A 22,720-nucleotide genomic window follows, 5' to 3' on the forward strand; every position below is an offset into this window, starting at 1 on the left:
TATCAGAGGTGACTATTTCACTAAGCTTGTGAGGATATTTTCGTATTTTTTAGCCTGGCTAGGCCACCCCCACTGCTCTAGGCTCTGAATGGGGCGGGGTTGAGCGTCGTGCTCTGCGATTTGTGCGGCAATAGCAGCTGCCAGCTCTTCTGCCCCGCGGTCAGTCACGATGCGAATTCGAACACCGGATTCCTGAAGTACGCGGGCGCTAGAAACATCGTAGGTAACAATGGCAGCCTGTGAAACGTATGCATCAATAATGGTGGTCTGGAAGCCCTCAGCGGCAACAGTCGGGTTGACCAAGGTAGCACCGGCCAGCTCCCGGGCTACCGTGGAATGATCCACAAACCCCTTAAAATCTACGCGGTCAGCTATACCCAGCTCACTAGCATAAGTACGAGCCTTTTCAAGGTCGGGACCCGCCCCTAAAACAAGAGCTCTGATCCCCGGGTCATCAGCTGCTAGGAGCTCAACCGCCTCGAGGAAGGTTCTCCAACCCTTAACCTCCACAAGCCGGGCCAGAAAGACCAACTTTTTACGATCAAAAGTTACATCTTCAGGGGCTAGGGCAGGAAGTGGAGAAACGTTATAGAAAACTTCAGCCTCCACCCCGGCAAGTCTTTTAATAAAATCACAGGAGGGTTCTGACACCCCAATAACCCGTGAAGCCGCTCGCAGGGTCAAAACACCCAAGGTCCGATCAACGAGTCGGCTGGCAGTGCGAATTAAAGCTTTTTCCGAAGCTACAAAACCTGAACCGTGTTCAGTATGCAGAACGGGGATTCCCAGGATTTTCCCTAAGGCGGCTCCTATCCAGCTCATACTAAAAAACCTAGTGTGAACCGAGATGATATCTATTTTTTCGCTTTTGAGCAGACGGGCAATTTTCAGGATTCCCAGTGGTGAGGGAAAACCTAAAATTCCATCCACGGTAAGATACTCTTTGAGCCGGTAAACCCTGATACCTTCCTCTACCGCGAAGTGGGATTTGGCTCCTAAAGTAAGTACCGTCACCTGGTGGCCTAAGTCTTTAAGTTCAGCGGCTAGGGCAGAGACATGCTGTTCTAGCCCGCCCACCTTGGGAGGATAATTATTAATGACAAAAGCAATATTCATACCCTAGCTATTTCCTCTTATGGTTTGCTGCCTGGCTTGGCTGGTCCTTCAAGATAGCAGCTGGACCCGATCTATGATCTGGCTTTTCCAGCTGGGACCGTAAGATTGCTACCTCTTCGGCCAGCCTTCTGGTGTCTTCCCCCAAACGAGATAGGTCTAATGTTAGGTGTAAGCAGACCCCTATGAGCATGATAATCGCTAACATAAAGAGCAAATTAACAGGCATAACAACCCCGGTTAACTGTGCCAGGGCCCCCAAAAGGTGCGGGAAGATAGCTAAGATAATGATGGTTGCCGAGACCAGCAGCCACAGCGCAGCGTACTTTTCCTTCATCTTTTGATTGCGGACTTGGGCAAAGACCATAGCGAATATGAGAATGGCCAGGATCAGAAAAAATATGTTAGATGGCACGACTACTTCCCGCTTTCTGTTTTTTTACGGGTCATGGATATACCAAAGGCGAAAAAAGAGCGCATCAGATACACAGCTGATTTAAGAGGTCCGGATGAGGGTTTGCCTCCTTGACGTTCTCGCATCTCAACTGGGACTTGAATCACTTTACAGCCAGCTCGTATGGCCATAACTGTGGAGTCAATGGTGTCACCCAAATATTCCGCTGGGAAGAAGTCGCAATACTGGTCAATTCCCCTTTTATTCACGGCACGAAAACCGCTGGTGACGTCCGTAAATTTCTCACCCGATATCTGCGTGAAAAGAAAGGACAGCAGGTGCATGGCCCATTTACGAGGACCCTGCACACTGTAACTATCTGACCCAGCAAAACGCGATCCAATAACTATATCCGCTCCCTCAAGGGCTTCTACTAGAGTGTCGATGTACTCTGGGGGGTGCTGGCCATCAGAGTCCATTTGCAGGGCAACGTCATAGCCCATCCGCTGGGCGTAACGGTAACCTGCACGCATAGCACCTCCCACTCCCATGTTATAGGGCAGGTCCAGCACCAGGGCGCCGGCCTCCCGGGCTACCTGAGCTGTTCTATCTGTTGAACCATCGTTAACAACCAAAAGATCAGCCTGCGGTTTTACGGCGTAGAGCTCTGCAATAGTTCGACCAATAACGTCTTGCTCATTCCAGGCGGGCATAATAATGAGGGTACTCAGACTACCTCTTAGGGGTTCCGCAGGCATGGGCGTGGAGCTCTCCTCACAAAAATATCAATTAGGGCCTTGTTTGTGGCACTTAGCCTCAATTATAGTCCGGCCGAGTCCCTTCCCCAGTCCACCGCCGGTAGGCCCTAAACCAAGCTGAGTCTCTCAACCACCCAGCCTAGGACACTTTCTGCGCAGGATGTGCGCAAAGGTTTAGCCTACCTCTTTTGGGGCAACCTCAAAAACCCTAGCTCGGCGGCTACATGCAGAGGTCAGCCCGGTATAAACCGACATCCCCCACACGGTCAATCTGAGTGTAGCCGGGGAGGTCCTCCCCCAGGCGGTCGAAGCCACTTGCCTTTTGTTGACCAGGAGGAGGTGTGAAATCCAAGGCGTAGAAGGCGTTTTCCCGGCGCATGGCTGGGCAGACGTCAGGGTCGGTAGCCGCCTCATCAAAATGGAGCTTAAGCGTCCTCTCATCCTCCGTAACATCCGCAAGTATATGCTTAGAGGTGACCTCATAGCCAGATATGGCATAAGCATAGGCCCCTCCATCCTCTGGATTCACCACAATGGTGGACCCTGGGGGCAAAATCCCCTTGATTTCTTGTAAGAGAGCGATTTCGTCATTGGAGACCCGGTAACTCGAGTCGGTCACCGTATAGTACTTCTTAAGTTTCTGAAGATATTCTGTATAACCTACTGCATTCTGGGTCCAGTAGGTGAGGGGAGCCAGAAAGACCAAGATAAGAGCGGCCCATAGAACTCCTTCCTTCACCCGCCCCCGTAGGATTGGGGAGAAAGAATCAACCAATTTCTGACTCATTGCAGATAAGCCACAGGCGGCCAAGGGTAGGGCTACAACGGGTGTAAAAGCAGCAACCCTGTAGGCATCCTGGTACCAGACACCGGTAATTTCGTACCGGCCTTCATCGTAATCTAGGTGCCGGATAGCTACCAGAAAAAACATAGCTACTAGCCAGCTACCCAGAATCCACAGTTTTTTATCCCTTTGGGCAACCGTTACAAATATACCGACAATCATCAAAAGGCTGACAGCCCAGAGGGCACCGGTATTCATGACTCCGTTGACCAGGCCCTCCCCCACAGCCTGCGAGGCTGTTAGTTCAGGTACCCAGTGACGTCCGGCCTCAATATCTGGGCGCACCAGTACCCACAGCACACCTAAGACCAGGATGCAGGAAAAGAGCGCCAGCAGCTGGAAGCTGGTAGGTAGCCAACCCAGCTGCCCTCTGAAGGCAGCGCGCACCTGTAGATACATGCGAACCACAACCATAGGTAGGCAAAGAACCAGCAAAGTAAGTGCCGCGTTAGGGTGGGCTAAGCCTATGCCCAGGCAAACGAAAATTCCCAGGAAAATTCCCTGAACACTAGCTAGGGTCCTCAAATGCGCAAGTCTAAAAATCTGGGCAGCTAGACCGATACCCACAGGAATAAGCGCAATTCCCAAACTATTGGGATAGAGAATCCCCCAGCGCATGAGAAGAAAAGGGAAGGCTATAAAAGATGCCGAAATAGCCCCTGTTCCCACCAGCGATACCGGGTTATTCCTCAGGATATGGCGCACCATGTAGAGAGTACTGATAGGCCAGACAAAAGCACCAACCGTTAAAGCCATGCTATTGACTGCCACCCGAACAGAATCTTGAGCCGCTCCAAGGGCCAAGGCAGGGATAGCATGCCAGGCAGCCGGGTAAAAGGATGAGTCGGCATCAATAGTCATGGTCCCGACAAAGAAGGACGAGGCATTGCCCTCTTCAGCGATATACCGGACCGCATTAAGATGAAAGAGCTCATCAAAGGACTGCCCAATAGCATCTGGGCTACCGAGAGCACCCAGGATACCGCGGCCCAGGAGGGCAACCCCTAGAAAAAATCCTAGGACAGAATAAATACTTTGAGGCCCCCACCATTGTGACTGGCTCAGTGTGGATGGGCTACCCGCCGTGAGGGGCAGGGGGGTATCCCACCACCTATATCTCTGCAGCAACCGCATCAGCGGGTAGGTAAGGAGGGCTAATATGAGCCCGCTCAGGCAGGGAACAGCTATAGACCACCTGATCCCCAACAGGGGTGCAACTATGGCGCTTAGCCCAATAGTGGCCACCGATACAGGCAGGGAGAGGGCTAGGGCATCTAGCCCCTTCTGGCCTGTCGCTAGGACAAGGAATAGCCCCGGTAGAACAAGAAGCGCCACACAGATAACAACCGGAAGCACAAGAACAGACCAGCTCACCAGTCCCACTACCTTTCGGGGATAAAATATCCGGTATAACTCAACCCATGAGCTCTATGGGTTCGGATCAAAAGTATCTCCTATTTTAGACATATTATTCTTGAGCCTTGTTAATCCCGGGCTTAAACCTGCAGAAATCACGGCAAGTACCGGGCAAGCTCAGAGCTAGGGCGGGCTAGTCTCCTGCACACTATCTTTCTTCCGTACCCGCTACACCTCAGGACCTTGCTCTCATCCCCTTCTTACCGAAACCGCAACAATCACCGCATAAGCCCCCCCTAGAGCCCCTCACATACAGGCGGATCTTCTATTAAACACCCATTTGTGCACCCTCAGACCAAGAGTAAGCGCAAACCGGCTCGGGGGGTCTTGCAGGAGCGATTAAACTGTTAGATGACTGTGGCAGGTGCTAATAACCTGCATGATGTACTAGAGAAGGAGTCGACGATGACTTATACCGTAGGCCGCTATATTCTCGATCGCTTGGCTGAGCTAGGGGTCGATAAGGTCTTTGGCGTCCCGGGGGACTTTAACCTCTTTTTCCTGGACGATGTTCTGGCCCATGAGAAGCTATATTGGGTGGGCAACGCCAACGAACTGAACGCTGGCTATGCCGCAGACGGGTACGCCCGTGTTAAGGGTCTGGGTGCGCTAGTTACCACCTACGGCGTAGGTGAACTGTCCGCTATTAACGCAACTGCCGGTTCTTTCGCAGAAAACGTCCCCGTCATCCATATTGTGGGTGCCCCTAGCCTTGCCGCGCAGAACTCCCACCTGCGTATGCACCACACCTTAGGTGATGGGGATTTTAAGCATTTCATGCGTATGGCCTCGGAAGTTTCTGCCGCTGTAGCCGCTATCCACCCCGCCACTGCAGCCAGTGACATTGACAGTGTGATCCGAAGCGCCGTCATTCAGCGCAAGCCCGGCTACCTGATGCTCCCTGTTGATGTATCCACTATGCCTACCACCCCACCGGCACAGCCACTTGAGGTAGACAGCAAGGTTTCCTCACCCGATATTGAACAGGCTTTCCGCAAGGCAGTAGCTGATTTTATGCAGGGTAAGAAGGTTACTGTACTTGCCGATATTATGACCGAGAGGCTAGGTGCCGTAGCTGAGGTGCGGGACCTGGTGACCGAAACCGGCTTCCCCTTCGCATCACTCATGTGGGGTAAGGCTGTTCTCGATGAGACGGAACCTAATTTTGCGGGTATCTATGTGGGTGGGCTTTCTGCCGAGCCGACACGTGCCGTAGTTGAGGATGCCGAGGTTCTTATTTGCGCTGGTGTAGAGCTTACCGATACCACCACCGGCATCTATTCGCATTCCATTGACTTTAGCCGGGTAATCAATGTTGCGGCTGAGAGCACCAGTATCGCGGGCCGCCACTATGCGCCACTGACCATGGCCAGGTCGCTGACCATCGTGAAGGAAGTCGCGCTGGAACTGGGGCTCAGTGGTACCGACTTTGAGGCAACCACCACCCAGGAGCCACTCCCCCAGATTACCGATGAGGCACTCACCCAGGACGCCCTCTGGAAGGTTCTTTCCTCCAACCTGGATTCTAAGAACACAGTGGTAGTCGATATGGGCACCTCCTTCTTTGGTATGGCGACCCGCAAGTTCCCCAAGGACTCACGTTTTATTGGCATGCCACTGTGGGGGTCGATCGGCTATTCCATTCCGGCTCTCTTGGGAGCGGCTATGGCTGACCAGGGATCCCGCGGTGTACTGATGGTGGGCGATGGCTCTGCCCAGCTCACGATCCAAGAGATTGGCACAATTATCCGTGAAGAGATCAACCCGGTTATCTTCCTGATTAACAATGATGGCTACACCATTGAACGTTCAATCCACGGTGTCACCGCCTCCTACAACGACATCACGGCCTATGACTGGTCAAAGATTCCCGGTGCCTTTGGGGGAAGAGAGGACAACACTGTTGTTCTTCGAGCCGCCACTATTCGTGAATTTGACGAGGCCTGCCGCCTTGCTCGTGAAACCCGCGACAAGCTGGTCTTTGTGGAGGTTGTCACCGCCCCCATGGACATGCCTGAGCTTCTAGAGAAGTTTGGTGCACAGGCTGCCCAGCTCAATAAGAAGAAGTAATAACTCATAGAGAGCTCAGAGGCCGCCCCCTCAACAGAAGGGGCGGTCTCTGAGGTCATCTGACCTTTCTCAGGGAGTCAGGCTCTAGAGTAGGCTTGCGGCTCCAAAAACTGCCAGGGCACCGGCAAAACCAGTTATGCCGATCAGGGTTTCCATGACGGTCCAGGTTTTGAGCGTAGTTTTTTCATCCATGCGGAAGAAGCGACTGACCAGCCAGAAACCTGAGTCATTGAAGTGGGAGAGCACTACAGAACCGGCGGCAACTGAGACGACCAGGGCGGCGAGCTGAATTGAGTTGTAGTTAGCTGCTAGAACACCGGGGGCAATCAGGCCAGCAGCGGTAGTCAGAGCTACGGTGGCTGAGCCTTGAGCTACACGTAAGATGGCCGCAATCATGAAGCCTGCAAAAATCAGCGGAACCCCTAAATCACCCAGTACATCAGCTAGGGCATTACCAATCCCTGAGGAGCGCAGGACCCCACCGAACATACCGCCGGCACCGGTAATCAGAATAACCGAACAGACAGCGGGCAGGGCGCCGTCCATAATCTTTTGTAGTCCGGCTGCCTGGTCCTGACGCTTGAAGCCTAGCAGGTACATGGCAACTAGGCAGGTGATGAGCAGGGCAACGGGAGTCTCTCCTAAGAGCCGTAGGACCTGGAACCAGGTTTGGTTGGCTGAACCTTCAGGTAGGACGCCGCCGGTGGCAAGGGTGTTGAGGCCCGTATTGAAAAAAATAAGGGCCATAGGTAGGAGCAGAACAAAAAGAACCGTTCCAAAAGAGGGCGGGTTGGTAGGATTTTCCTGAGTTTCTTCGTACCCCAGAAGTGCCGGAACCGGTAGGTTAATTCTCTGGGCTACCAGCTTGCTAAAAAGGTAGACTGCCAGGTACCAGGTTGGGACTGCGATCAGGAGTGAGACAAGTAGTAGGGTTCCTACATTTGTTTCAAAGAATGCTGCGGCAGATACCGGCCCAGGGTGGGGTGGAACAAAGACGTGCATGACCGAGAAGGCACCTACAACGGGAATACCGTAGTAGAGCAAGGAACCTCCGACCCAGCGAGCTACTGAGAAGACGATGGGTAGCATGACAACCAGCCCGGCATCAAAGAAGATGGGGAAGCCAAAGAGCATTGAAGCGACGCCAAGGGCAATAGGAGCCCTCTTCTCACCAAAAACTGTGATCAGCTTATTGGCTAGCACCTGGGCGCCACCTGAGTACTGAATCAGAGCACCCAGCATTGCGCCCAGTCCCACCAGCAGGGCTACGGAGGCAAGCGTAGATCCAAAGCCACTGAGCATGACCGGTACAACACTGGTAATCGGTATGCCTGTGGCTACTGCGGTCAGGAGGCTGACAATGATCAGGGAGGGAAAGGCATGTAGTTTCAGTTTGATGATGAGAAGTAGCAGGAGCAAAATTGCACCGGCGGCTATAGCTAGAAGCGGGCCTGCGGTCAGGCTCTGACTCCAGTCGTCGGGGAGGGGCATGAGGAACTACTTTCCTGATGGATAAGATGATATGGTTACGGGCTAGGTCAGGCTAAGGCCTAGAGCTGCATAAGCTCTCTCAAGGACCTGGGGCATCTCCCCTGAGATATCTACGACTACACCCTTTTCATCCTCTTGGAGGGGTTCTAGGGTAGCTAGCTGTGACTCAAGTAGTGAAAGCGGCATAAAGTGGCCTGTGCGCCTCTTCATGCGCTCAGCGATTAGGTCTTTATCGCCGGTGAGATGCAGAAACACAAGTCCCGGTGATGCTTCTCGGAGTACATCGCGGTAGGCGCGCTTAAGGGCCGAGCAGGTGACCAGGGTCTTAGCTTTTCGTTTATCTGCTTCCTGAATCCAGGAGGCAATTTTCTCTAGCCAAGGGCCTCGGTCAGAGTCGTTGAGGGGTATTCCTGCGCTCATTTTGCGGATGTTGGATTCTGGGTGCAAGTCATCTCCTTCGATGAATTCCCAGCCCAGCTCATCACGCAGAGCGTGGGCGACACTGGTTTTCCCGGTGCCACTGACCCCCATCACCACAATATGATGCGCGCCATGTGTTTTCATTCCTCCTATTATGCACCGAGGGGGTCACGAACCCTAATTTATTGCTTTACCAGGTCTTAGGCTAAGCCAAGGACTAGGATTTTCACCCTCAGGTATATTCTCTTATCCTTTTAGATCCTCCTCCATCGGAGAATAGAAATAACATGCTTTATTTGGCATATTCACTCTTAGAGTCCTCTGCGGGAGTAAGCTGGAAATCAGCTTAATCCCCTGAAAGGACACCAGTGTCTACACCTGCCAGCCTGCCCTGGATCGAAAAGCTTATTCGCACCGAATCCATTAGCCAGACCAGTAATCGGGCAGTCATCGACCTCATCTCCGCAGAATTTGAGAAGTATGGTTTCACCCCCTATTTCACACACAGCGATGACGGCCAGCGCACCAACCTTTTTGTCACCATTCCGGCCAGCGATGGATCTACTAGTGGCGGATTGGTGCTCTCGGGGCACACCGATGTGGTTCCGGTTGAGGGTCAAGCCTGGACAGTTACTGCCCCTTTTTCACCGCGCGTAGTCGATGGCAAGCTTTATGGCCGGGGAGTATCGGATATGAAGTCTTTTATCGGGGTTATTCTCTGGCTACTCCCCCGAATCGCCCAAGCCCAGCTCACCCGTCCCCTACACTGCGCCTTCTCCTATGATGAAGAAATTGGGTGTGTAGGAGCACCGTCCATGATCCGAGAATTCCGCGAGCGCGGGGTAAAACCCGATTTCGCAGTAATCGGTGAGCCATCCATGATGCAGGTCATTTCGGCCCATAAGGGCGCCCACCGGGGCCGGGTGACTTTTACCGGTGTCGCTAAGCACGCATCACTAGCCCCCCACGGGGTTAATGCTCTAGCTCCTGCGGCGGAGTTCATTACTTTCTTTGAGCAGCTAGCGGCAGGCTGGCGGGAGCACGGCCCCTTTGATGAGGATTTTATTGTTCCGTCGTCCACTGGCGGAGTGAATTTTGCGCGTGGGGGTATCCAGTACAACATTGTGGGTGAGCGTGTGGTCTTGGAGTACGATTTTCGCACGGTACCTCAGATGACGACCGATGAAGTGATGGCCCAGCTTGAGGCTAAGATAGCCGACGATTTGCTACCAGCCCTTAAGTCGCGTGCCCGTGATGCGGAGAAATTGGCGGGTGTTTCTGCCGGTGAGTTTGAGACGGCGGTGGGTATTGAGCACGAGCTTTTGGCTGTTGTTCCTGCGCTGGGCACTGCGGGTGATGCTGAGATTATTGGTCTGGCTAATGACTGGGCAGGGCGTGAGGGGTCGCGGGAAGCTCTTAAGGTTACCTACGGTACCGAAGCTGGCCAGTTTGCCCTCTATGGCGGTGTGCAGGCTGTGGTGTGCGGACCTGGTGATATTGCACAGGCGCATACTCCTAACGAATGGATTGAGCTAGCCCAGATTGAGGCCTGCGAACGCTTTATGGAGAAGGTTTTGGCATGGGCAACCAGCGCCCAGTAAGAACCTGTCAATAGGTTCTTCCAAACTGCAAGGTTGAGTTGCTATTACCTACTGAGCAGGTCTCCTAGGTCTTCAGCGGTGTCTAGCCTGTAGATGGTTTCCACGGTGTAGCTCTCTCCTAGCTCGGTTGCCACCCGGCTCTGGAGTTCTTTACCCAGAGCTATCCACCGCTGGTACGGGGCTTCTTGGTAGCGAGAAGAGACGGTGGGTGTAGCAGGGTCCCCTATACCCACTTCCTCGTGCAAAGGTGTTCTGCGGTCAAGTGATTCCCAGAGCATGGCCCAGTCACCGTTACTTCGCAGGTAGAGGGTCAGCCTGTTGAGGTAGCTGAGGGTGAGAAACCAGCAGTTTGTGCGAGTATCTCTGCCGCCGGGTAAGGATCAGGGCCACATTCTCTGTCGATGAGGGCGCGCACGGCACCCATAAAAGCGGTCAGCGCCCGGGTTTCTCGTCCCGTTTCGTCGTCCCCGGGGAGTTTGCCTTCAAAGACCCCAGGGCTCACCTCTTTGAGCAAAGGACAGCCGGGCTGCCCCATCACAGGCGAAGTCGCTAGGCTCATATCCCAGGTCTTTGTTCTCTGCGTGTAGATAGCCCGAATTGTGATGCCGGCAGATGTCTCGGGCCTATAGGTCACGCTCATCTCAGAACGGCCCGGCGGGTGGTAAGGGTCTTGTTCAATTTCCCCTTGCACATAGATGATGGTGCCAGGTTCCCCGGGGTGAGTTTCGATGACAGGAACCGTGAGGATCCCTGCCAGAACGGGGTGCAGTCCGGGAGCTAGGGGGTAGGGCACAAAGTGATAGCTGGCAACCATAAGCCCAGTGTAGATACCCTGCCGATAGTCTGCCTAGAGGCACCGTAACAAAAGTGCCTACCCCGGGTCTATTTCCTGCTAACTTGCTGTAAGCAGGAGCTTGAGGTGGACGGGGTAGGCGCAAAGGGCTGTATGTGGGTCTTACTCCCAGAAGTGCTTCTTGTCGACCACGGGAATCTGGCCGGTGGGTACATAGGTTGCGGCAGCTGATGCGGCGGTTGCGGCGGTGTCTTCTACCTGGGGCAGGATTTCAGCAGACTTGGAGCGGTACATGTGGGTGTTAGCCCATAGCCCAAACCCAAGTACGGCTACCACCAGAACGGTTGAGATGATCTGGAAGATAGAGAACTGACCGTCGTAGTAGAGCTTGAAGAAGGAGCCGCCCATTATGCCACCGGAGATAGGTGCAGCGATTGGCACCCAGGCGTAGAACCAGCGTGATCGGCCCTTGCCATGGATAGGGAGCAGGGTGTGCATGAGGCGGGGGCCCAAGTCACGGGCAGGGTTGAGTGCGTAGCCGGTCTGACCGCCCAGGCCGATGACCAGTACGGTAACCATGAAGCCGAAGGCAAGGGGCTTGAGTACGTCGTTGAGGTTTAGCGTCAGAGCGGAGCCTTCGAGGGCAGGGCTAAAGTTCACGCCCACATAGAGGGCTGAGAAGACCAGCATGAAGGTACCGATAATCTCGGAGAGAGCGTTGGTGAAGTAGTTGTGAATGGCGGGAACGGTGGCGAAGACACCCAGCTTGATTTTGCGGTCAGCGGTGGCTTTCCAGTGAGGTAGGTAGTTGAGGAAGACGATAAAGGCACCAGCCATGGCACCCAGCACCTGGGCCAGGATGTAGCCGGGAACCTTGGCCCACTCGAATTCGCCGTAGGCAGCTAGCCCGATAGAAACGGCGGGGTTCAGGTGGCCGCCGGAATAGTGGTGGGAGGCGTACACACCAAATGCTACTGCGAAGCCCCAGCCGAAAGCGATGGTGAAGAAGTTGTCACCGTGGCCTTTTGAGCGGCGTAGCTCTACGGTGGCGATGACACCACAACCGATGGTTACCATGATCATGGTGCCAAGGAATTCAGCGAGGTAGGGGCTGATGGTATTCACAGGTTCTCCGCACGGTCTGGGGCGTGGGGCCGGTGCTATCCGGTGCCTTCACCCAAATAATTGTTTCAGTTGCGTTTAAGTGTGAATGAGTGGGTTTGTTAGGGCAAGACCTTAGGGGTAAAAGTGCTCTAACACTTAAGCGATTTCCTGCGATTTACCCAAGATAATGTGATTGAAAACCCATAGTTTATTTCCACCTACTAAGAATCTAGCCCGGATTCACAAGCGCAGATTCCCGCATTTAGCGAGCAAAAAGACGCTTTAGTGTCTCCAACAGGTAGCCACGGCACTGCCAAGCCGCCACAAAGGTCCAGCCCAGCACAGCACCCAGGGTGTTATTGAAAAGGTCCTCGGCATCGAAAGTGCGGATCGCACACCCGTAGTATCCCCAGAGCCCGGTGAGCTGGGTCAACTCAATAACCAAGGAGACCCCAAAAGCGGCCAGTAGTACGGTACGAAAATGGGCTTTCCAGAACAGGTAGGCAAAGATCCCAAAGGGGATAAAGAGCAAGATGTTGAGGAGCATCTGCAGGATATAGGTGGAAAAAAGGGCTTCGAGCAGACTACCGTGTTCCCGCAGGGCAAACTGTAGGCTCCATCCCAGGAAGAAGCGGGGGTAGGTATTGCCCCACCCCGCCGGGCAGACAAAGGTGTCCCGATCCGGCAGCGGAAGTAGGGTGTAGGCGACCACCCCGGTGGCGTAGAACAGGCCTATTGAGGTACGCCCCAGCCGTCGCATGAGGGCACGGGTAGCAAGGTGGCGGCTGCCCCACCAGGTCAGGGGAAGAGCAACAAGAGCCAATATAAACCACAGCCAGATAGCCTGCTGAATCACAGGTAGAGAGTAGTTAAGGTAGTAGCGCATAGTCCAGGGGTGTAGGAATCGGGGGCCTTTATTCTAACCCCTTGTATAAGAGGTCAATTTTATTGTTTCCTTCATGGGCTAGGCCTTCACCTGATAACTGCCCCTCAAATGGCTAGGGATCCCCCTACAATAAGCCCCAGGGCAGCTGCCAAGCTTGCGCACACAGCTTGTAGCAGGACAAGAATCAAGGGTCCAGCCTTACCGGGGTGGGTGACTGCTTCAAGAAGGGCAGTAGAAAAAGTCGTGTAGCCGCCAAGAAAACCAGCGCCCAAGACCAGTCCAAGACCTTCTGAAAGATCAGAAGCCTGATTCTGGGTTATCACCCCGGTCAACAGGCCTAAGAACAGGGATCCGGTCACATTAATAAAGAAGACCCCCAGCGGGAGCCGGGTGCAGAGATAAGCCTTAAAATAGCTATCGACCACAAAACGTAAGGCCGCTCCAAGTCCACCAGCACAGAAAATAAGCAAGGCAATCATCGCGGGCCCCTGCCCTTCTGAAAGTAGTTTTCCTTGTACTCTCTTCCACCGAGCACTTTACCCCAGCGTAACCCTGACCAAGCCATCAGATAGCCTCCAAACAGTGAGAGCACCAGATAAATCAGAGCATCTATGTACTGCCCGGCTGCCCCAAGCTGAGCGAGAGCCAAGGCAAAAGATGAGTAGCTAGTAAATCCACCCAGCACACCGGTGCCTAAAGTTAGACGTGCTGACCTTACCCAGGGTCCCCCTGAACGAGAGTTCAAGAAGCCGGTCAGTACTCCCAGAATGAGGGCACCGGCACAGTTGATGGCAAGCATAGTTACCGGGAACATGTTCAGGGGGTCGGTAGTCAGGGGGTCTACTGCAGAATCGGGGAATAGGGCGGTAAGAGCCACCCTGATAATGGCTCCGACACCACCACCACAAAAGACCAGGAAAGCATCTGAGGGGCTAGGTTTCACCCGCCCAGACTATCACCTTGCTCGCTCATCCTGAGGAGGGGTCACCGGCAGTAAAATTGACCCTCAAAGCCTTGGATCATCTTCTTTAAATTTCCATCATCAAGACCTGTTTCTTTCCAATCTCCCATCGGGTAGAGTCTGTTGCAAGCTGTTACTTGTTTATTTTTGAAGAAGATTTTGGTGGCCCTGCCGGGGTCTCCTGAGTTTGAGTTGGAGGGTTAAGCCTTGCAACTCGTTGAGCGGGCTCGCGTTGATGGTTGTGGTTCCCCTCAGCGCGAGCCTCTTTTATTAAGAAGAAAGGGGGCCTTGTCCCGCACTTAAGGTGCGAGGCAAGGCCCCCTTTTTCTATGCTTTCAGGTCCCAGCTGACTGCGCTCAATCTAGCTGTTACGGGGTTTCCGCGTCGTGTCGAGAACAAAACCAACCAGAGCCGCAACCAAGGTAGGTACAATCCAACCGAGCTGGTAGGAATGGCCCGGTGCCCAGCCGATGAGAGATTCAATGAGCGAAGACCCAATTCCCTGGGAGGAGAGCGTCATGCACAGCGCCCACAGTACCGAGATGATCAGTGCAAAGCGGTGGGTAAAGTTCATCCAGGGCGCCTTAATACCTGCTTCTACCAGCGCAAGAATCACCAGGGTGAGAGCCGGAGGGTACAGGGTGGTGATGATGGGAATGGCAAAGCTCATCAACCCTTCGAGGCCAAAGGAAGCCAAGGCAAAGGCAATCAGGGTGAAGATGATAGCCCAGGCTCGGTAAGACACTGCGGGAATCAGCTTGTTAAAGAAGGAGCTGGTCGCACCGATAAGCCCAACAGAGGTGGTCAGGCAGGCAAGAAGTACAATTAGGCCAAAGACGAGGGCCCCAGCGCTACCCATAGTCTGGTGAGCAGCTTCGGTCAGCAGGGCCGCACCGTCCTTGAATCCCTGCCCATCCTTAATATGACCGCCAATGTATCCCAGGCCCAGGTAGACCAGCCCTAGGAGTAGACCCGCGATAATACCGGCCAGAGCAACACCGCGGAGCAGGTCACCGCGGGCTGTGATTCCTTTTTCTCGTAGGGAGGCAATCACGATAATCCCGAAAGCAAGGGCAGCTAGGGAGTCCATGGTCATGTAGCCGCTGACAAAGCCTGTAGCAAGGGCGCCGCTGGCGTAGTCTTCGGTGGGAGTTGCCGCTGGCTCACGCAGGGTTAAAAGACCCATCACAAAGAGTGCTACCAATAAAGCCACAAGTGCTGGGGTGAGGTACTTACCCAGAGCGTCAACAATTCCGCTGGGGTTCATGGCCAGCACATAGGAGATCCCAAAGAAGATCGCGGAGAAAATCAGGGTGGGTAGTATGCCTTGGGCGCCAAAGTAAGGTTCTACAGCGATGGCGTAACTTACGGTGCCGGTGCGAGGCAGGGCGTAGAGAGCACCAATGGAAAGGTAGACCAGGGGTGGGAAGATCAGGGCAAAGATACGCCCGCCGCGGCTTGCAAGGTCATGAAGGTCAAGACCTGTCACAGCAAGAGCAATCACCGCAAGAATGGGCATCAGCACACCAGTAGTCAGGAATCCAATTATTGCAGGGGTAAAGTTGGTTCCCGCCTCTGCGCCTAGCATTGCGGGGAAAATAAGGTTACCTGCTCCAAAGAACATGGAAAACAGCATCAAGGCTGTCACCAAGACACCTGCAGGAGAAAATGATGATCGAGAAGTAGTGTTCATTTCTGGCGGTTATCAATTCTTGTTGAAAGCGAAAGCTATAGCTTATACAGTTTCGGGCAAGAGGTCCACAAAAGAGTGGGACCTCAGCACCGCAGACCGGTAGAATGATAGGGATACGGCACTTTCTGCAACAAAGATGGGGGGTCAGTGTGCGCATTGCTCGTATTTACAATAACAATGTTGCGCTCACCCAGACCTATTCCGGTGAGCAGATTGTTGTTATTGGCAAGGGTCTTGCTTTCGGCAAGCGCAAGGGGGACATGGTTGACCCCACTTTGATTGAACAGACTTTTGTTCCTGAATCAGGGATGTCTGATGAGAGTTTGTCATGGTCTCTGGCAAAAATACCATCAGAGATTTTGGGTATTACAACCGATTTGGAGTCTCTAGTTAAGGCTGAGGGTATCAGCATTTCTCATTCTTTTATTGTGCCGGTAGCTGACCATATCAACTATGCGGTTATTCGCGCCAAAGAAGGCCTAACTGTCGATTATCCGCTCGCTGTTGAGGTGTCGCAGCTTTATCCCCAAGAGGTCCGATTTGGACGTCGTGCCCTTGAGCTGGTTAAAGACCGTATGGGCATTGAGCTGCCCGATATTGAGTCTATTCCTCTGGCTATGCACCTGGTTAATTCTCAGTTCGCTTCTGAGGACATGGGCAGCACTTACCGCATGACCGAGGTTTTTGCCCAGATTTTTGAAGTTATTGGTGCAGGCTTTGGTGGCCCCGTTGATCGTTCGCTTATGAGTGCGGCGCGCTTTGTTACTCATCTTCGATACTTGTTCGTGAGAGCCTCTCAGCACCAGCCACCGGATTCTTCCCCTAGCCTCCCGCTCCTCTTGGACAGCATGAGAGAGGCTCACCCCCGAGCTTTTGCCTGTGCCCGCAAGGTGCGCCTGGTATTAGAAATGCACCTTAACCAGCCGCTGACCGACGATGAACTCACCTACCTGACGATTCATATTGCCCGTCTTGCCCGGGATCAGTACAGCATCTCATAGCTCAAGCCAGCAAGGGGTAGGGTTTTCAGCATGGCGTGAGAACAAGATGCACGCTGGTTCATCTGTCTATTTTTTCTTCTCCATAAAAGAATCAGAAAATAAACATAGATGCTGGTCAAGCCAATATTTCCCTTAAAGTAGCTTAATATTTAAGGCAAGTATTCCATACAGGTAAACCGAGAGTTAGGCTAAACCTGTAGGGTTTTTCCAGCTGCCCCTGCATCTACTCTCTCACAAGACTTATGCGAGGAGGTTTTGTGACCATATCTACCCCATCAGCTAGTTCCCTTAAAGATCAGGAAGGCCTCTGGAGGAACTTGACGGAGACTCTGGCAACTCTCAATCTCCATCTTGATCGTTGCCTCAAAAAAGAAGCAAAAATTAAGCTGTCCGACTACAAGATTCTGGCAACTCTCATGGAGGCCAATAGCGTCTCTCCCACCGCAGGAACGCTTATACGCATGCGCGATCTTGCGCGAACTACCAGCGTTTCAGCTTCTCGTCTCACCTACCAAATTGAAGCTCTTGAGCGGCAAGGGTGGGTCTCAAAGATGCCTGTGCTTCAGGACCGTCGAGGTAAAGGTATAGTAATTACGCCCTTGGGCCAGCAGGTCTACCGCCAGGCAGCTCCTATATATACCCGAGAGGTACAGCGCACAGTTTTCAGCGCACTTGACCCTTCAATAGCCCTTGCGGTTTCACTTTTTTCGCGAACTGTCCGGAACAACATCACATCACAGAGCAAAACTCAGGACCCGCAATAGCTTATAGGTCATTTGTACCTTCTACAGATAAGGGTTCACACCAGCCATCAAGACGGTAGAACCCCTCTCTTATGTGAAGCTGCTATTGGCACCCTCAGTCAGGTATAACTTAGCTGGATTTACCAGCCTTACCCTTGGGTACTGTTCCCACTCTCTGTGCCTTATAGAGCTGTTCACGGTTGGCAAGAACAACTAGAGCCATAGCGTTAAGGGCAAGACCCACAATAAAAATAATCCAGCCAATAATCATAAGCGAGGTTCCGCTTAGGATAGCTCCCACAACGAGAGCTGTCACCGAAACCAGGTAGGCCGGCGAGAAAAGAAATTTTGTATCCATGAACTGAGGTATAACCTATCTGCCGGTAGAGCTTTAGTGAACGTGCGGACGAGGGGGGCGGGGGCGGAAGATACGCTCATCGGAGGTTGCCGCAGGGTTGGAAGGAAGGATCTCGTGAGACTCAGTTACGGGTTCCGCTTCATCAATCTGCGTATCTGATACCTCTCCTAGGCTCTCAGCTTCCTTCTGACCTTCCCCACCCGTCAGCAGAGCAGGAAGAGGTCCGCCCTTGGAACGCTGAATCATGACCAAGGTAGAGAAGACATTGAGGCCCAAGCCAGCCAGAAGCAAAACCCAACCCAGCACCGCGAGCAAAGATGAGCTGACACTCACCAGTAAAGCTCCTACAAGCAGAGACGCAAGGGAAGTCAGGTATGCCGGTGAAAGATCTTTGGGGTCCATGGGTCCTAATTCTTTGGTTTACTTAATGCCTATATTCTACAGGAAGAATATTTAGGGGTAGGGCGACAAGCGTCCAGTTACACCGGGTGTAGACCTAGCGCCTATCGAGTGGTTACCTACCCCATGGTAGGGGATAATCCTCAGAATTTCTTGAGTATCTACCTCTCGGCATCCTGAATCACCCTAGAAGTTGGGGGTGGCATCCGTCCCTACGCCTCGTCGGCGAATCTGGGGGGAAAAGATGGGGCCTTCCTGGGCCTTGGCAGGTTCGTGCCCACCGCAAGCACTGGATGAGCAACCTCCGCACCCACCAGAGGCGCCGCAGGGAGCAAGAGCTGTACCGGACTCTTGGGCTAGATCTACTCCATGGGCACGCAGGTAGTCTTCGTGTTCTGAAACCAGGTCACGGTCTTCAGCACCAAGAACAAGGAACCCGCCGTCACGAATCATTTTGAGGTCATCGAGGGCTGACTGTCCGGTGGAGGTGAGGTAGTCGCCCAAGAAGAGAGAGTTCACCACATGCAGGGCCAGTGGCTGTAGAGTGCGCAGGTGCATTTCACGCCCCCCGGCCATGCGCAGTTCTTTTTCCGGGGCAACCATGCGGACCGTGGCGAGAATCCGTAAGCACCGCATGGGGGTCAACTCCCAGGTTCCTGCCAGCGGGGTTCCTTCAAAAGGCATCAGGAAGTTCACCGGGATTGAGTCCCCCTCAAGTTCTTTGAGGGAAAAGATGGCATCAACGAGCTGTTCATTAGTCTCACCCATACCCACAATCAGGCCAGAGCAGGCAGAAAGGCCGGCGTTTTGGGCTTTTGCGACGGTATCTAGCCGGTCCTGGAAGGTGTGGGTGGTGCAGATATCGGCGTAGTGGTCTTCGCTGGTGTTGAGATTGTGATTGTAGGCATCTACCCCGGCAGTTTTAAGGCGGTCAGCCTGGCCGTCTTTGAGGATACCCAGACAGGCGCAGACCTCCACCTGAGGGTGTTCTTCTTTGAGGTCTTCTACCATTGCTGCCACCCGCTCAACATCACGATCGGTGGGACCTTTACCGGAGGCCACCATGCACACACGTGATGCCCCACCGGCAATACCGTAGCCGGCCTGCTTGACGGCTTCATCAGCCTTAATCCAGGTGTATTTGAGCACGTCGGCTTCTGAGCCCAGACGCTGGGAGCAGTAGGTGCAGTCTTCGGGGCAGAGGCCCGATTTGAGGTTGACCAGGTAGTTGACCTTGACGGTGTTGCCAAAGTAGTGACGGCGCAGGCGCGAAGCCGCATCCACGAGAGCAAAGGTCTGGGCATCGGTAGCTGTCAGCATGGCGAGCGCTTCGTCGCGAGTCGCAGGCTGGCCAGCTAGGGCCCTGTCGGCAAGAGCAGAAAAGTCAGTCATGCAACCAGTGAACACTGTTTTTGAACAGTGTTCAACTTTTGGGCACCTATGACTTTTTCACTTCTCCTGCCTGAGCCTGCTTTAGGACCCGCACCCGCCACTACCGCAAGCGCAGTTGCCACCGCACCCACCTGTCTTATCGGAACCGCTCAGAGCGATCTGAGCGTAGGTTTCTGCACCGGCAACACCGTGCTGACTCAGGTAATCCACATATTCGGCGACCAGGTCACGCTCTCCGGCACCTTCAATAGTGAGCCCTGCGCCCACAATAAGTTTGAGGTCCTCAAAAACCAGGCGAGGTTCCTCGAGACTGTCGTTGAGCACCAGGGAATCAATCGCACCCACAGCAAGGGGCTGTAGGGAACGGAGCGTTGCCTCTCTGCTGGAACCCAGGTGAAGACTACGAGCAGGATCCGCAATACGGGCGGCAGCAATAATGCGTAACGCTTCCATAGGGAGCAGAGCACTGTCCCCTGCCACAAAATCAAGTTCCAGAGCCTTACGTGTTTCACCCTCGTCGATAAGTAGAGCAACGAGTGTTGTAGGGTCAAGCGGTGCGGTAATTTCTAACCGAACCCCCGCTTTTACGTCTGACGCTACCCCCGGCAGGTTAGTCACTGTCATCAGCGTCCCAAAGTGCTGTTGTCGTAGTTCCGCCGCGAATTCCATGAGGGCGAAGGTAGCCGCAGCGCTAGCGGTGAGAACGTCGCTGATGTCCTCGGCGGTGACCTTCTGCCCCGCCCGGACGCGGCGGGTTAGGTCTGAGAAGTTAAGAGTCATGCTCCCCAATGTACTCCCCTACCGCCAGTTTCGCCCTGCCGGGTCAGCGCCTAACTGTTCTGAAAACTCAAAGTAGGACACAATGAGGGGGTGGCATTAACCCGTGAAAAGATTCTTGATACAGCTTTTGAAGTACTCCGCCAGTTTGGGCTAGCCGACCTGTCTATGCGCAGGTTAGCAACCGAGCTGGGGGTCGCACCGGGCGCCCTTTACTACCACGTCAAAAATAAGCAGGAGCTCCTTACTCATCTCGCATCTCGCATGTTGCACAGAGTTCTGGTCGCCTCATCTAGGCAGGGTAGAGCAGGCACAGGTAGGTTGGCCATTATCTGCGGTGAACTGTACACCCAACTTATGCCGGTCAAGGAATCTGCCGAGGTAATCCGTCTGGCTATTGCACTGCATCCCCAGGAGCAAGGGCCGGGGCATCTTGATCTTTTAGATATTCTGGAAAGCGAATTTAAACCCCTCTGCGGATCCTCTGCGGGCCTTGCCGCGAGTTCTTTGCTCCATCTGGCTCTCAGCCTGATTGAGGAAGAGCAGACCAGAGCACTACTCACGGGTGCCGCTCCTGCCTCAGATCCCCCGGCAAGCTATATATCTGCCCTGGAACACCTGATTAAAGGTTTCGCAGTCAGTCCCTCAACTCCACCGGGGTATTAGCCTGCGATACCTTCGACAAGAAATAAAGTAGTAGCTTCATACGTTTTACATGTAGCTAGAACGACAACCGGCTCCTGAAGCCTGTAGAAAAGATAAGTATCGTGACTTTCCGTGTAGAACCCCTGTGGTCAACTCTGCCCGACCATGAAGCCCAGGTAGAGGCCGCCCGCACCGCTTTCATCGATAAGTATGGGGAGGAACCAGACGGTGTGTGGTCAGCTCCAGGTCGACTCAATCTCTTGGGGGAATACATCGACTTTTTGGGCGGCTCCTGCATGCCCATGCCTCTGCCCTACCGCACCTATGTTGCAGGTAAACTCCGCACCGATGGAGTTCTGCGGGCTGCATCTCTCCAGATGCCAGGCGATGACCGCACTGTTGTCATTCGTGAGATCGCTCCCGGAACTATTAAGGGCTGGTTCACCTATGTTGCCGGAGTAGCCTGGGCTATGAATAGGGAAGGCGGCAAAGATATCGCTCTGCCCCACCAGTTTGGTGCCGACCTCCTGATTTCATCGCAGGTTCCCGTGGGCGGGGGGCTCTCATCATCAGCTGCTATTGAATGTTCAACAGCGCTCGCCCTCCTTGATCTTTCGTGCCCTCTACGAGCTGATTGTGACTCCACCGAGGCTCTTCCCTCTGATCGAGGTCCCGGTAATGACCAGCTCAGGGCGCGCCTGGCGCAGGTCTGTATCAGAGCTGAGAACGAGGTCGCAGGTGCCCGCACAGGAGGGTTGGATCAGACCGCTTCTCTTCGTTCCACACCGGGCCAAGCGCTTGTCATTAACTTCAGGGATTTCTCTATTGAACCGCTAGAGGTCGATGTGAATAAGGCAGGTCTAGCCTGGCTGGTTATTAATACCAACACTCCCCACGAGCTCACAGGTGGAAAGTTTGCCGCTCGGCGGGCGGCCAACGAGGCTGTCACCCAAGCTATGGGGCTCGACTATCTACGCAATGCGCTTCCCAAGGACCTATCCTGCGCCGGTCTCAGCGAGCGTGAGGCCAAACAGCGTCGTCTCAATATTATTGACGAGACAGTTAACCGCGCACTGGTTGCCCTGGAAGAAAGTGGGCAGCCCCTAGATTTCCCCCGTGGCTGGGTGCGCCACACTCTTCACGACATGACGCTGGTTGAGCGAGCTGCCTATCTTCTAAAAGCTAAAGCTGCGAGTGGGCACACCGATTGGGTTGAGCTGGGCCATCTCTTCACTGAAAGCTTTGTTTCCATGCGCGATGAGCTATGGGTCTCGCGCCCCGAAATTAATGTGGCGGTAGAGACCTGTTTGAAGGCCGGGGCTTTAGGTGCCCGACTGGTGGGTGGTGGCTTTGGTGGCGCTGTTATGGCGCTCATGGATGCCGCGCATATACAGCAGGCCGCCCAGCAGGTTGCTCTTGCTTACGCTCAAGGGGGCTATGATGAGCCTGAGTTCTTGCCGATGGTAGCAGGCTTCCCTGCCGATAGAGATCTTTAGGACTTCTTCTCAGCCTCTCAAAGTATTGCACAGCTCCTTGAATGCCGGACTGACTATCTCAGCATATCTACAGCCTGGCGGGTTTCTTTTCACAGTGAGAGTGCATAAACTGGGCTTCAGGGATGGCTTTCCTGCCGTCCTGGTATATACCTCACATAAGGAACAACAAATGGGTTTTGACCTCAATAACGCCATCAACGAGAACTTCGAGAAGGCGCAGGACGTCGTCAATGAAAAGGCCGGTAAGGAAGTTGTCAACGACGACCTTGCTCAGAAGGCCAAGGACGTTGCATCCGATGTTGCCAATAAATTGGGCGAGAAATTCAACAAGTAAAGCTTGGGTTTACCCCACAAAACAATACCCA

The 22,720-nt window shown here is 53.7% G+C and carries 25 protein-coding genes; 8 read left to right on the forward strand and 17 right to left on the reverse strand.

What is annotated here, in order from left to right; genetic code table 11:
* Positions 1-12: 12 nt before the first annotated feature.
* The 4 genes from ACN08V_RS07930 to ACN08V_RS07945 form a co-directional block, all read right to left on the reverse strand.
* Positions 13-1,116, reverse strand: a complete 1,104-nt coding sequence (locus tag ACN08V_RS07930) for a glycosyltransferase family 4 protein (protein ID WP_419105174.1) — start codon at positions 1,114-1,116, stop codon at positions 13-15.
* 7 nt (positions 1,117-1,123) lie between these two features.
* Positions 1,124-1,528 carry a DUF2304 domain-containing protein gene (locus ACN08V_RS07935; protein WP_419105175.1) on the reverse strand — a complete coding sequence of 135 codons (405 nt, stop codon included), beginning with the start codon at positions 1,526-1,528 and terminating at the stop codon, positions 1,124-1,126.
* Between the two features lie 2 nt (positions 1,529-1,530).
* The gene (locus ACN08V_RS07940) at positions 1,531-2,265 is read right to left on the reverse strand and encodes a glycosyltransferase family 2 protein (RefSeq protein WP_419105176.1); all 735 of its coding nucleotides are present in this window, start codon (positions 2,263-2,265) and stop codon (positions 1,531-1,533) included.
* Between the two features lie 220 nt (positions 2,266-2,485).
* On the reverse strand, positions 2,486-4,483 hold the full coding sequence (locus ACN08V_RS07945) for a DUF6541 family protein (protein WP_419105177.1): 1,998 nt from the start codon (positions 4,481-4,483) through the stop codon (positions 2,486-2,488).
* Between the two features lie 447 nt (positions 4,484-4,930).
* Between ACN08V_RS07945 and ACN08V_RS07950 the strand changes: the two genes are divergently transcribed.
* Positions 4,931-6,595 (forward strand): alpha-keto acid decarboxylase family protein, encoded by a 1,665-nt coding sequence (locus ACN08V_RS07950; RefSeq protein ID WP_419105178.1) that lies wholly within the window; start codon positions 4,931-4,933, stop codon positions 6,593-6,595.
* Between the two features lie 84 nt (positions 6,596-6,679).
* Here the strand turns inward: ACN08V_RS07950 and ACN08V_RS07955 are convergent, their stop codons facing one another.
* Positions 6,680-8,086, reverse strand: coding sequence for a GntP family permease (locus tag ACN08V_RS07955; protein ID WP_419105179.1), 1,407 nt, complete (start codon positions 8,084-8,086; stop codon positions 6,680-6,682).
* Positions 8,087-8,128: 42 nt separating this feature from the next.
* A complete protein-coding gene (locus ACN08V_RS07960; RefSeq protein WP_419105180.1) occupies positions 8,129-8,650 on the reverse strand; it encodes a gluconokinase in 522 nt (173 codons plus the stop codon).
* Positions 8,651-8,874: 224 nt separating this feature from the next.
* On the opposite strand from ACN08V_RS07960, the gene ACN08V_RS07965 reads away from it, so the two are divergent.
* A complete protein-coding gene (locus ACN08V_RS07965) occupies positions 8,875-10,107 on the forward strand; it encodes an acetylornithine deacetylase (RefSeq protein WP_419105181.1) in 1,233 nt (410 codons plus the stop codon).
* 44 nt (positions 10,108-10,151) lie between these two features.
* Here the strand turns inward: ACN08V_RS07965 and ACN08V_RS07970 are convergent, their stop codons facing one another.
* The 7 genes from ACN08V_RS07970 to brnQ all read right to left on the reverse strand — a co-directional run bounded on the left by ACN08V_RS07970 (position 10,152) and on the right by brnQ (position 15,475).
* Positions 10,152-10,385 (reverse strand): hypothetical protein, encoded by a 234-nt coding sequence (locus tag ACN08V_RS07970; RefSeq protein ID WP_419105182.1) that lies wholly within the window; start codon positions 10,383-10,385, stop codon positions 10,152-10,154.
* A gap of 32 nt (positions 10,386-10,417) precedes the next feature.
* Positions 10,418-10,921: a hypothetical protein gene (locus tag ACN08V_RS07975; RefSeq protein ID WP_419105183.1), complete on the reverse strand. Its 504-nt coding sequence runs from the start codon at positions 10,919-10,921 to the stop codon at positions 10,418-10,420.
* A gap of 141 nt (positions 10,922-11,062) precedes the next feature.
* A complete protein-coding gene (locus ACN08V_RS07980; RefSeq protein ID WP_419105184.1) occupies positions 11,063-12,025 on the reverse strand; it encodes an MIP/aquaporin family protein in 963 nt (320 codons plus the stop codon).
* Positions 12,026-12,266: 241 nt separating this feature from the next.
* Positions 12,267-12,890 carry a VanZ family protein gene (locus tag ACN08V_RS07985; RefSeq protein ID WP_419105185.1) on the reverse strand — a complete coding sequence of 208 codons (624 nt, stop codon included), beginning with the start codon at positions 12,888-12,890 and terminating at the stop codon, positions 12,267-12,269.
* Between the two features lie 104 nt (positions 12,891-12,994).
* The gene (locus ACN08V_RS07990) at positions 12,995-13,369 is read right to left on the reverse strand and encodes a fluoride efflux transporter FluC (RefSeq protein WP_419105186.1); all 375 of its coding nucleotides are present in this window, start codon (positions 13,367-13,369) and stop codon (positions 12,995-12,997) included.
* On the reverse strand, positions 13,366-13,833 hold the full coding sequence (locus tag ACN08V_RS07995; RefSeq protein WP_419105187.1) for a fluoride efflux transporter FluC: 468 nt from the start codon (positions 13,831-13,833) through the stop codon (positions 13,366-13,368). Before ACN08V_RS07995 ends, ACN08V_RS07990 begins: the two co-directional genes overlap by 4 nt.
* Positions 13,834-14,212: 379 nt before the next feature.
* Complete coding sequence (brnQ, locus tag ACN08V_RS08000; protein ID WP_419105188.1) at positions 14,213-15,475, reverse strand: branched-chain amino acid transport system II carrier protein; 1,263 nt, start codon at positions 15,473-15,475, stop codon at positions 14,213-14,215.
* Between brnQ and ACN08V_RS08005 the strand changes: the two genes are divergently transcribed.
* From ACN08V_RS08005 to ACN08V_RS08015, 3 genes are all read left to right on the forward strand, one after another.
* Positions 15,474-15,647 (forward strand): hypothetical protein, encoded by a 174-nt coding sequence (locus ACN08V_RS08005; RefSeq protein WP_419105189.1) that lies wholly within the window; start codon positions 15,474-15,476, stop codon positions 15,645-15,647. The two genes, brnQ and ACN08V_RS08005, sit on opposite strands and share 2 nt — an antisense overlap.
* 46 nt (positions 15,648-15,693) lie before the next feature.
* Complete coding sequence (locus tag ACN08V_RS08010; protein WP_419098813.1) at positions 15,694-16,545, forward strand: PRD domain-containing protein; 852 nt, start codon at positions 15,694-15,696, stop codon at positions 16,543-16,545.
* Positions 16,546-16,802: 257 nt separating this feature from the next.
* On the forward strand, positions 16,803-17,309 hold the full coding sequence (locus ACN08V_RS08015) for a MarR family winged helix-turn-helix transcriptional regulator (RefSeq protein WP_419098812.1): 507 nt from the start codon (positions 16,803-16,805) through the stop codon (positions 17,307-17,309).
* A gap of 109 nt (positions 17,310-17,418) precedes the next feature.
* Here the strand turns inward: ACN08V_RS08015 and ACN08V_RS08020 are convergent, their stop codons facing one another.
* From ACN08V_RS08020 to ACN08V_RS08035, 4 genes are all read right to left on the reverse strand, one after another.
* Positions 17,419-17,646, reverse strand: a complete 228-nt coding sequence (locus tag ACN08V_RS08020; RefSeq protein WP_419105190.1) for a hypothetical protein — start codon at positions 17,644-17,646, stop codon at positions 17,419-17,421.
* A gap of 33 nt (positions 17,647-17,679) precedes the next feature.
* The gene (locus tag ACN08V_RS08025) at positions 17,680-18,048 is read right to left on the reverse strand and encodes a hypothetical protein (RefSeq protein WP_419098810.1); all 369 of its coding nucleotides are present in this window, start codon (positions 18,046-18,048) and stop codon (positions 17,680-17,682) included.
* 183 nt (positions 18,049-18,231) lie between these two features.
* Positions 18,232-19,437: a biotin synthase BioB gene (gene bioB, locus ACN08V_RS08030; RefSeq protein WP_419105191.1), complete on the reverse strand. Its 1,206-nt coding sequence runs from the start codon at positions 19,435-19,437 to the stop codon at positions 18,232-18,234.
* An 81-nt stretch (positions 19,438-19,518) separates the two neighbouring features.
* Complete coding sequence (locus ACN08V_RS08035; protein WP_419105192.1) at positions 19,519-20,217, reverse strand: hypothetical protein; 699 nt, start codon at positions 20,215-20,217, stop codon at positions 19,519-19,521.
* 90 nt (positions 20,218-20,307) lie between these two features.
* On the opposite strand from ACN08V_RS08035, the gene ACN08V_RS08040 reads away from it, so the two are divergent.
* From ACN08V_RS08040 to ACN08V_RS08050, 3 genes are all read left to right on the forward strand, one after another.
* Positions 20,308-20,880, forward strand: a complete 573-nt coding sequence (locus ACN08V_RS08040) for a TetR/AcrR family transcriptional regulator (protein ID WP_419105193.1) — start codon at positions 20,308-20,310, stop codon at positions 20,878-20,880.
* Between the two features lie 101 nt (positions 20,881-20,981).
* Positions 20,982-22,355: a galactokinase gene (locus ACN08V_RS08045; protein ID WP_419098806.1), complete on the forward strand. Its 1,374-nt coding sequence runs from the start codon at positions 20,982-20,984 to the stop codon at positions 22,353-22,355.
* Between the two features lie 169 nt (positions 22,356-22,524).
* A complete protein-coding gene (locus ACN08V_RS08050) occupies positions 22,525-22,689 on the forward strand; it encodes a ribosome recycling factor (RefSeq protein ID WP_419098805.1) in 165 nt (54 codons plus the stop codon).
* Positions 22,690-22,720 lie beyond the last annotated feature (31 nt).

The sequence above is a fragment of the Rothia sp. P5766 genome, from assembly GCF_048513555.1.
In the GTDB taxonomy this organism is placed as follows: Bacteria; Actinomycetota; Actinomycetes; order Actinomycetales; family Micrococcaceae; genus Rothia.

Coding starts and splice junctions, on each gene's coding strand:
- brnQ (WP_419105188.1), bottom strand. CDS start 15,475: ATGTTCTTTGGAGCAGGTAACCTTATTTTCCCCGCAATGCTAGGCGCA.
- ACN08V_RS07930 (WP_419105174.1), bottom strand. CDS start 1,116: ATGAATATTGCTTTTGTCATTAATAATTATCCTCCCAAGGTGGGCGGG.
- ACN08V_RS07950 (WP_419105178.1), top strand. CDS start 4,931: ATGACTTATACCGTAGGCCGCTATATTCTCGATCGCTTGGCTGAGCTA.
- ACN08V_RS08025 (WP_419098810.1), bottom strand. CDS start 18,048: ATGGACCCCAAAGATCTTTCACCGGCATACCTGACTTCCCTTGCGTCT.
- ACN08V_RS07975 (WP_419105183.1), bottom strand. CDS start 10,921: ATGGTTGCCAGCTATCACTTTGTGCCCTACCCCCTAGCTCCCGGACTG.
- ACN08V_RS08020 (WP_419105190.1), bottom strand. CDS start 17,646: ATGGATACAAAATTTCTTTTCTCGCCGGCCTACCTGGTTTCGGTGACA.
- ACN08V_RS08035 (WP_419105192.1), bottom strand. CDS start 20,217: ATGACTCTTAACTTCTCAGACCTAACCCGCCGCGTCCGGGCGGGGCAG.
- ACN08V_RS07960 (WP_419105180.1), bottom strand. CDS start 8,650: ATGAAAACACATGGCGCGCATCATATTGTGGTGATGGGGGTCAGTGGC.
- bioB (WP_419105191.1), bottom strand. CDS start 19,437: ATGACTGACTTTTCTGCTCTTGCCGACAGGGCCCTAGCTGGCCAGCCT.
- ACN08V_RS07990 (WP_419105186.1), bottom strand. CDS start 13,369: ATGATTGCCTTGCTTATTTTCTGTGCTGGTGGACTTGGAGCGGCCTTA.
- ACN08V_RS07970 (WP_419105182.1), bottom strand. CDS start 10,385: ATGCTCTGGGAATCACTTGACCGCAGAACACCTTTGCACGAGGAAGTG.
- ACN08V_RS07955 (WP_419105179.1), bottom strand. CDS start 8,086: ATGCCCCTCCCCGACGACTGGAGTCAGAGCCTGACCGCAGGCCCGCTT.
- ACN08V_RS07985 (WP_419105185.1), bottom strand. CDS start 12,890: ATGCGCTACTACCTTAACTACTCTCTACCTGTGATTCAGCAGGCTATC.
- ACN08V_RS08050 (WP_419098805.1), top strand. CDS start 22,525: ATGGGTTTTGACCTCAATAACGCCATCAACGAGAACTTCGAGAAGGCG.
- ACN08V_RS07940 (WP_419105176.1), bottom strand. CDS start 2,265: ATGCCTGCGGAACCCCTAAGAGGTAGTCTGAGTACCCTCATTATTATG.
- ACN08V_RS08005 (WP_419105189.1), top strand. CDS start 15,474: ATGGAAAACAGCATCAAGGCTGTCACCAAGACACCTGCAGGAGAAAAT.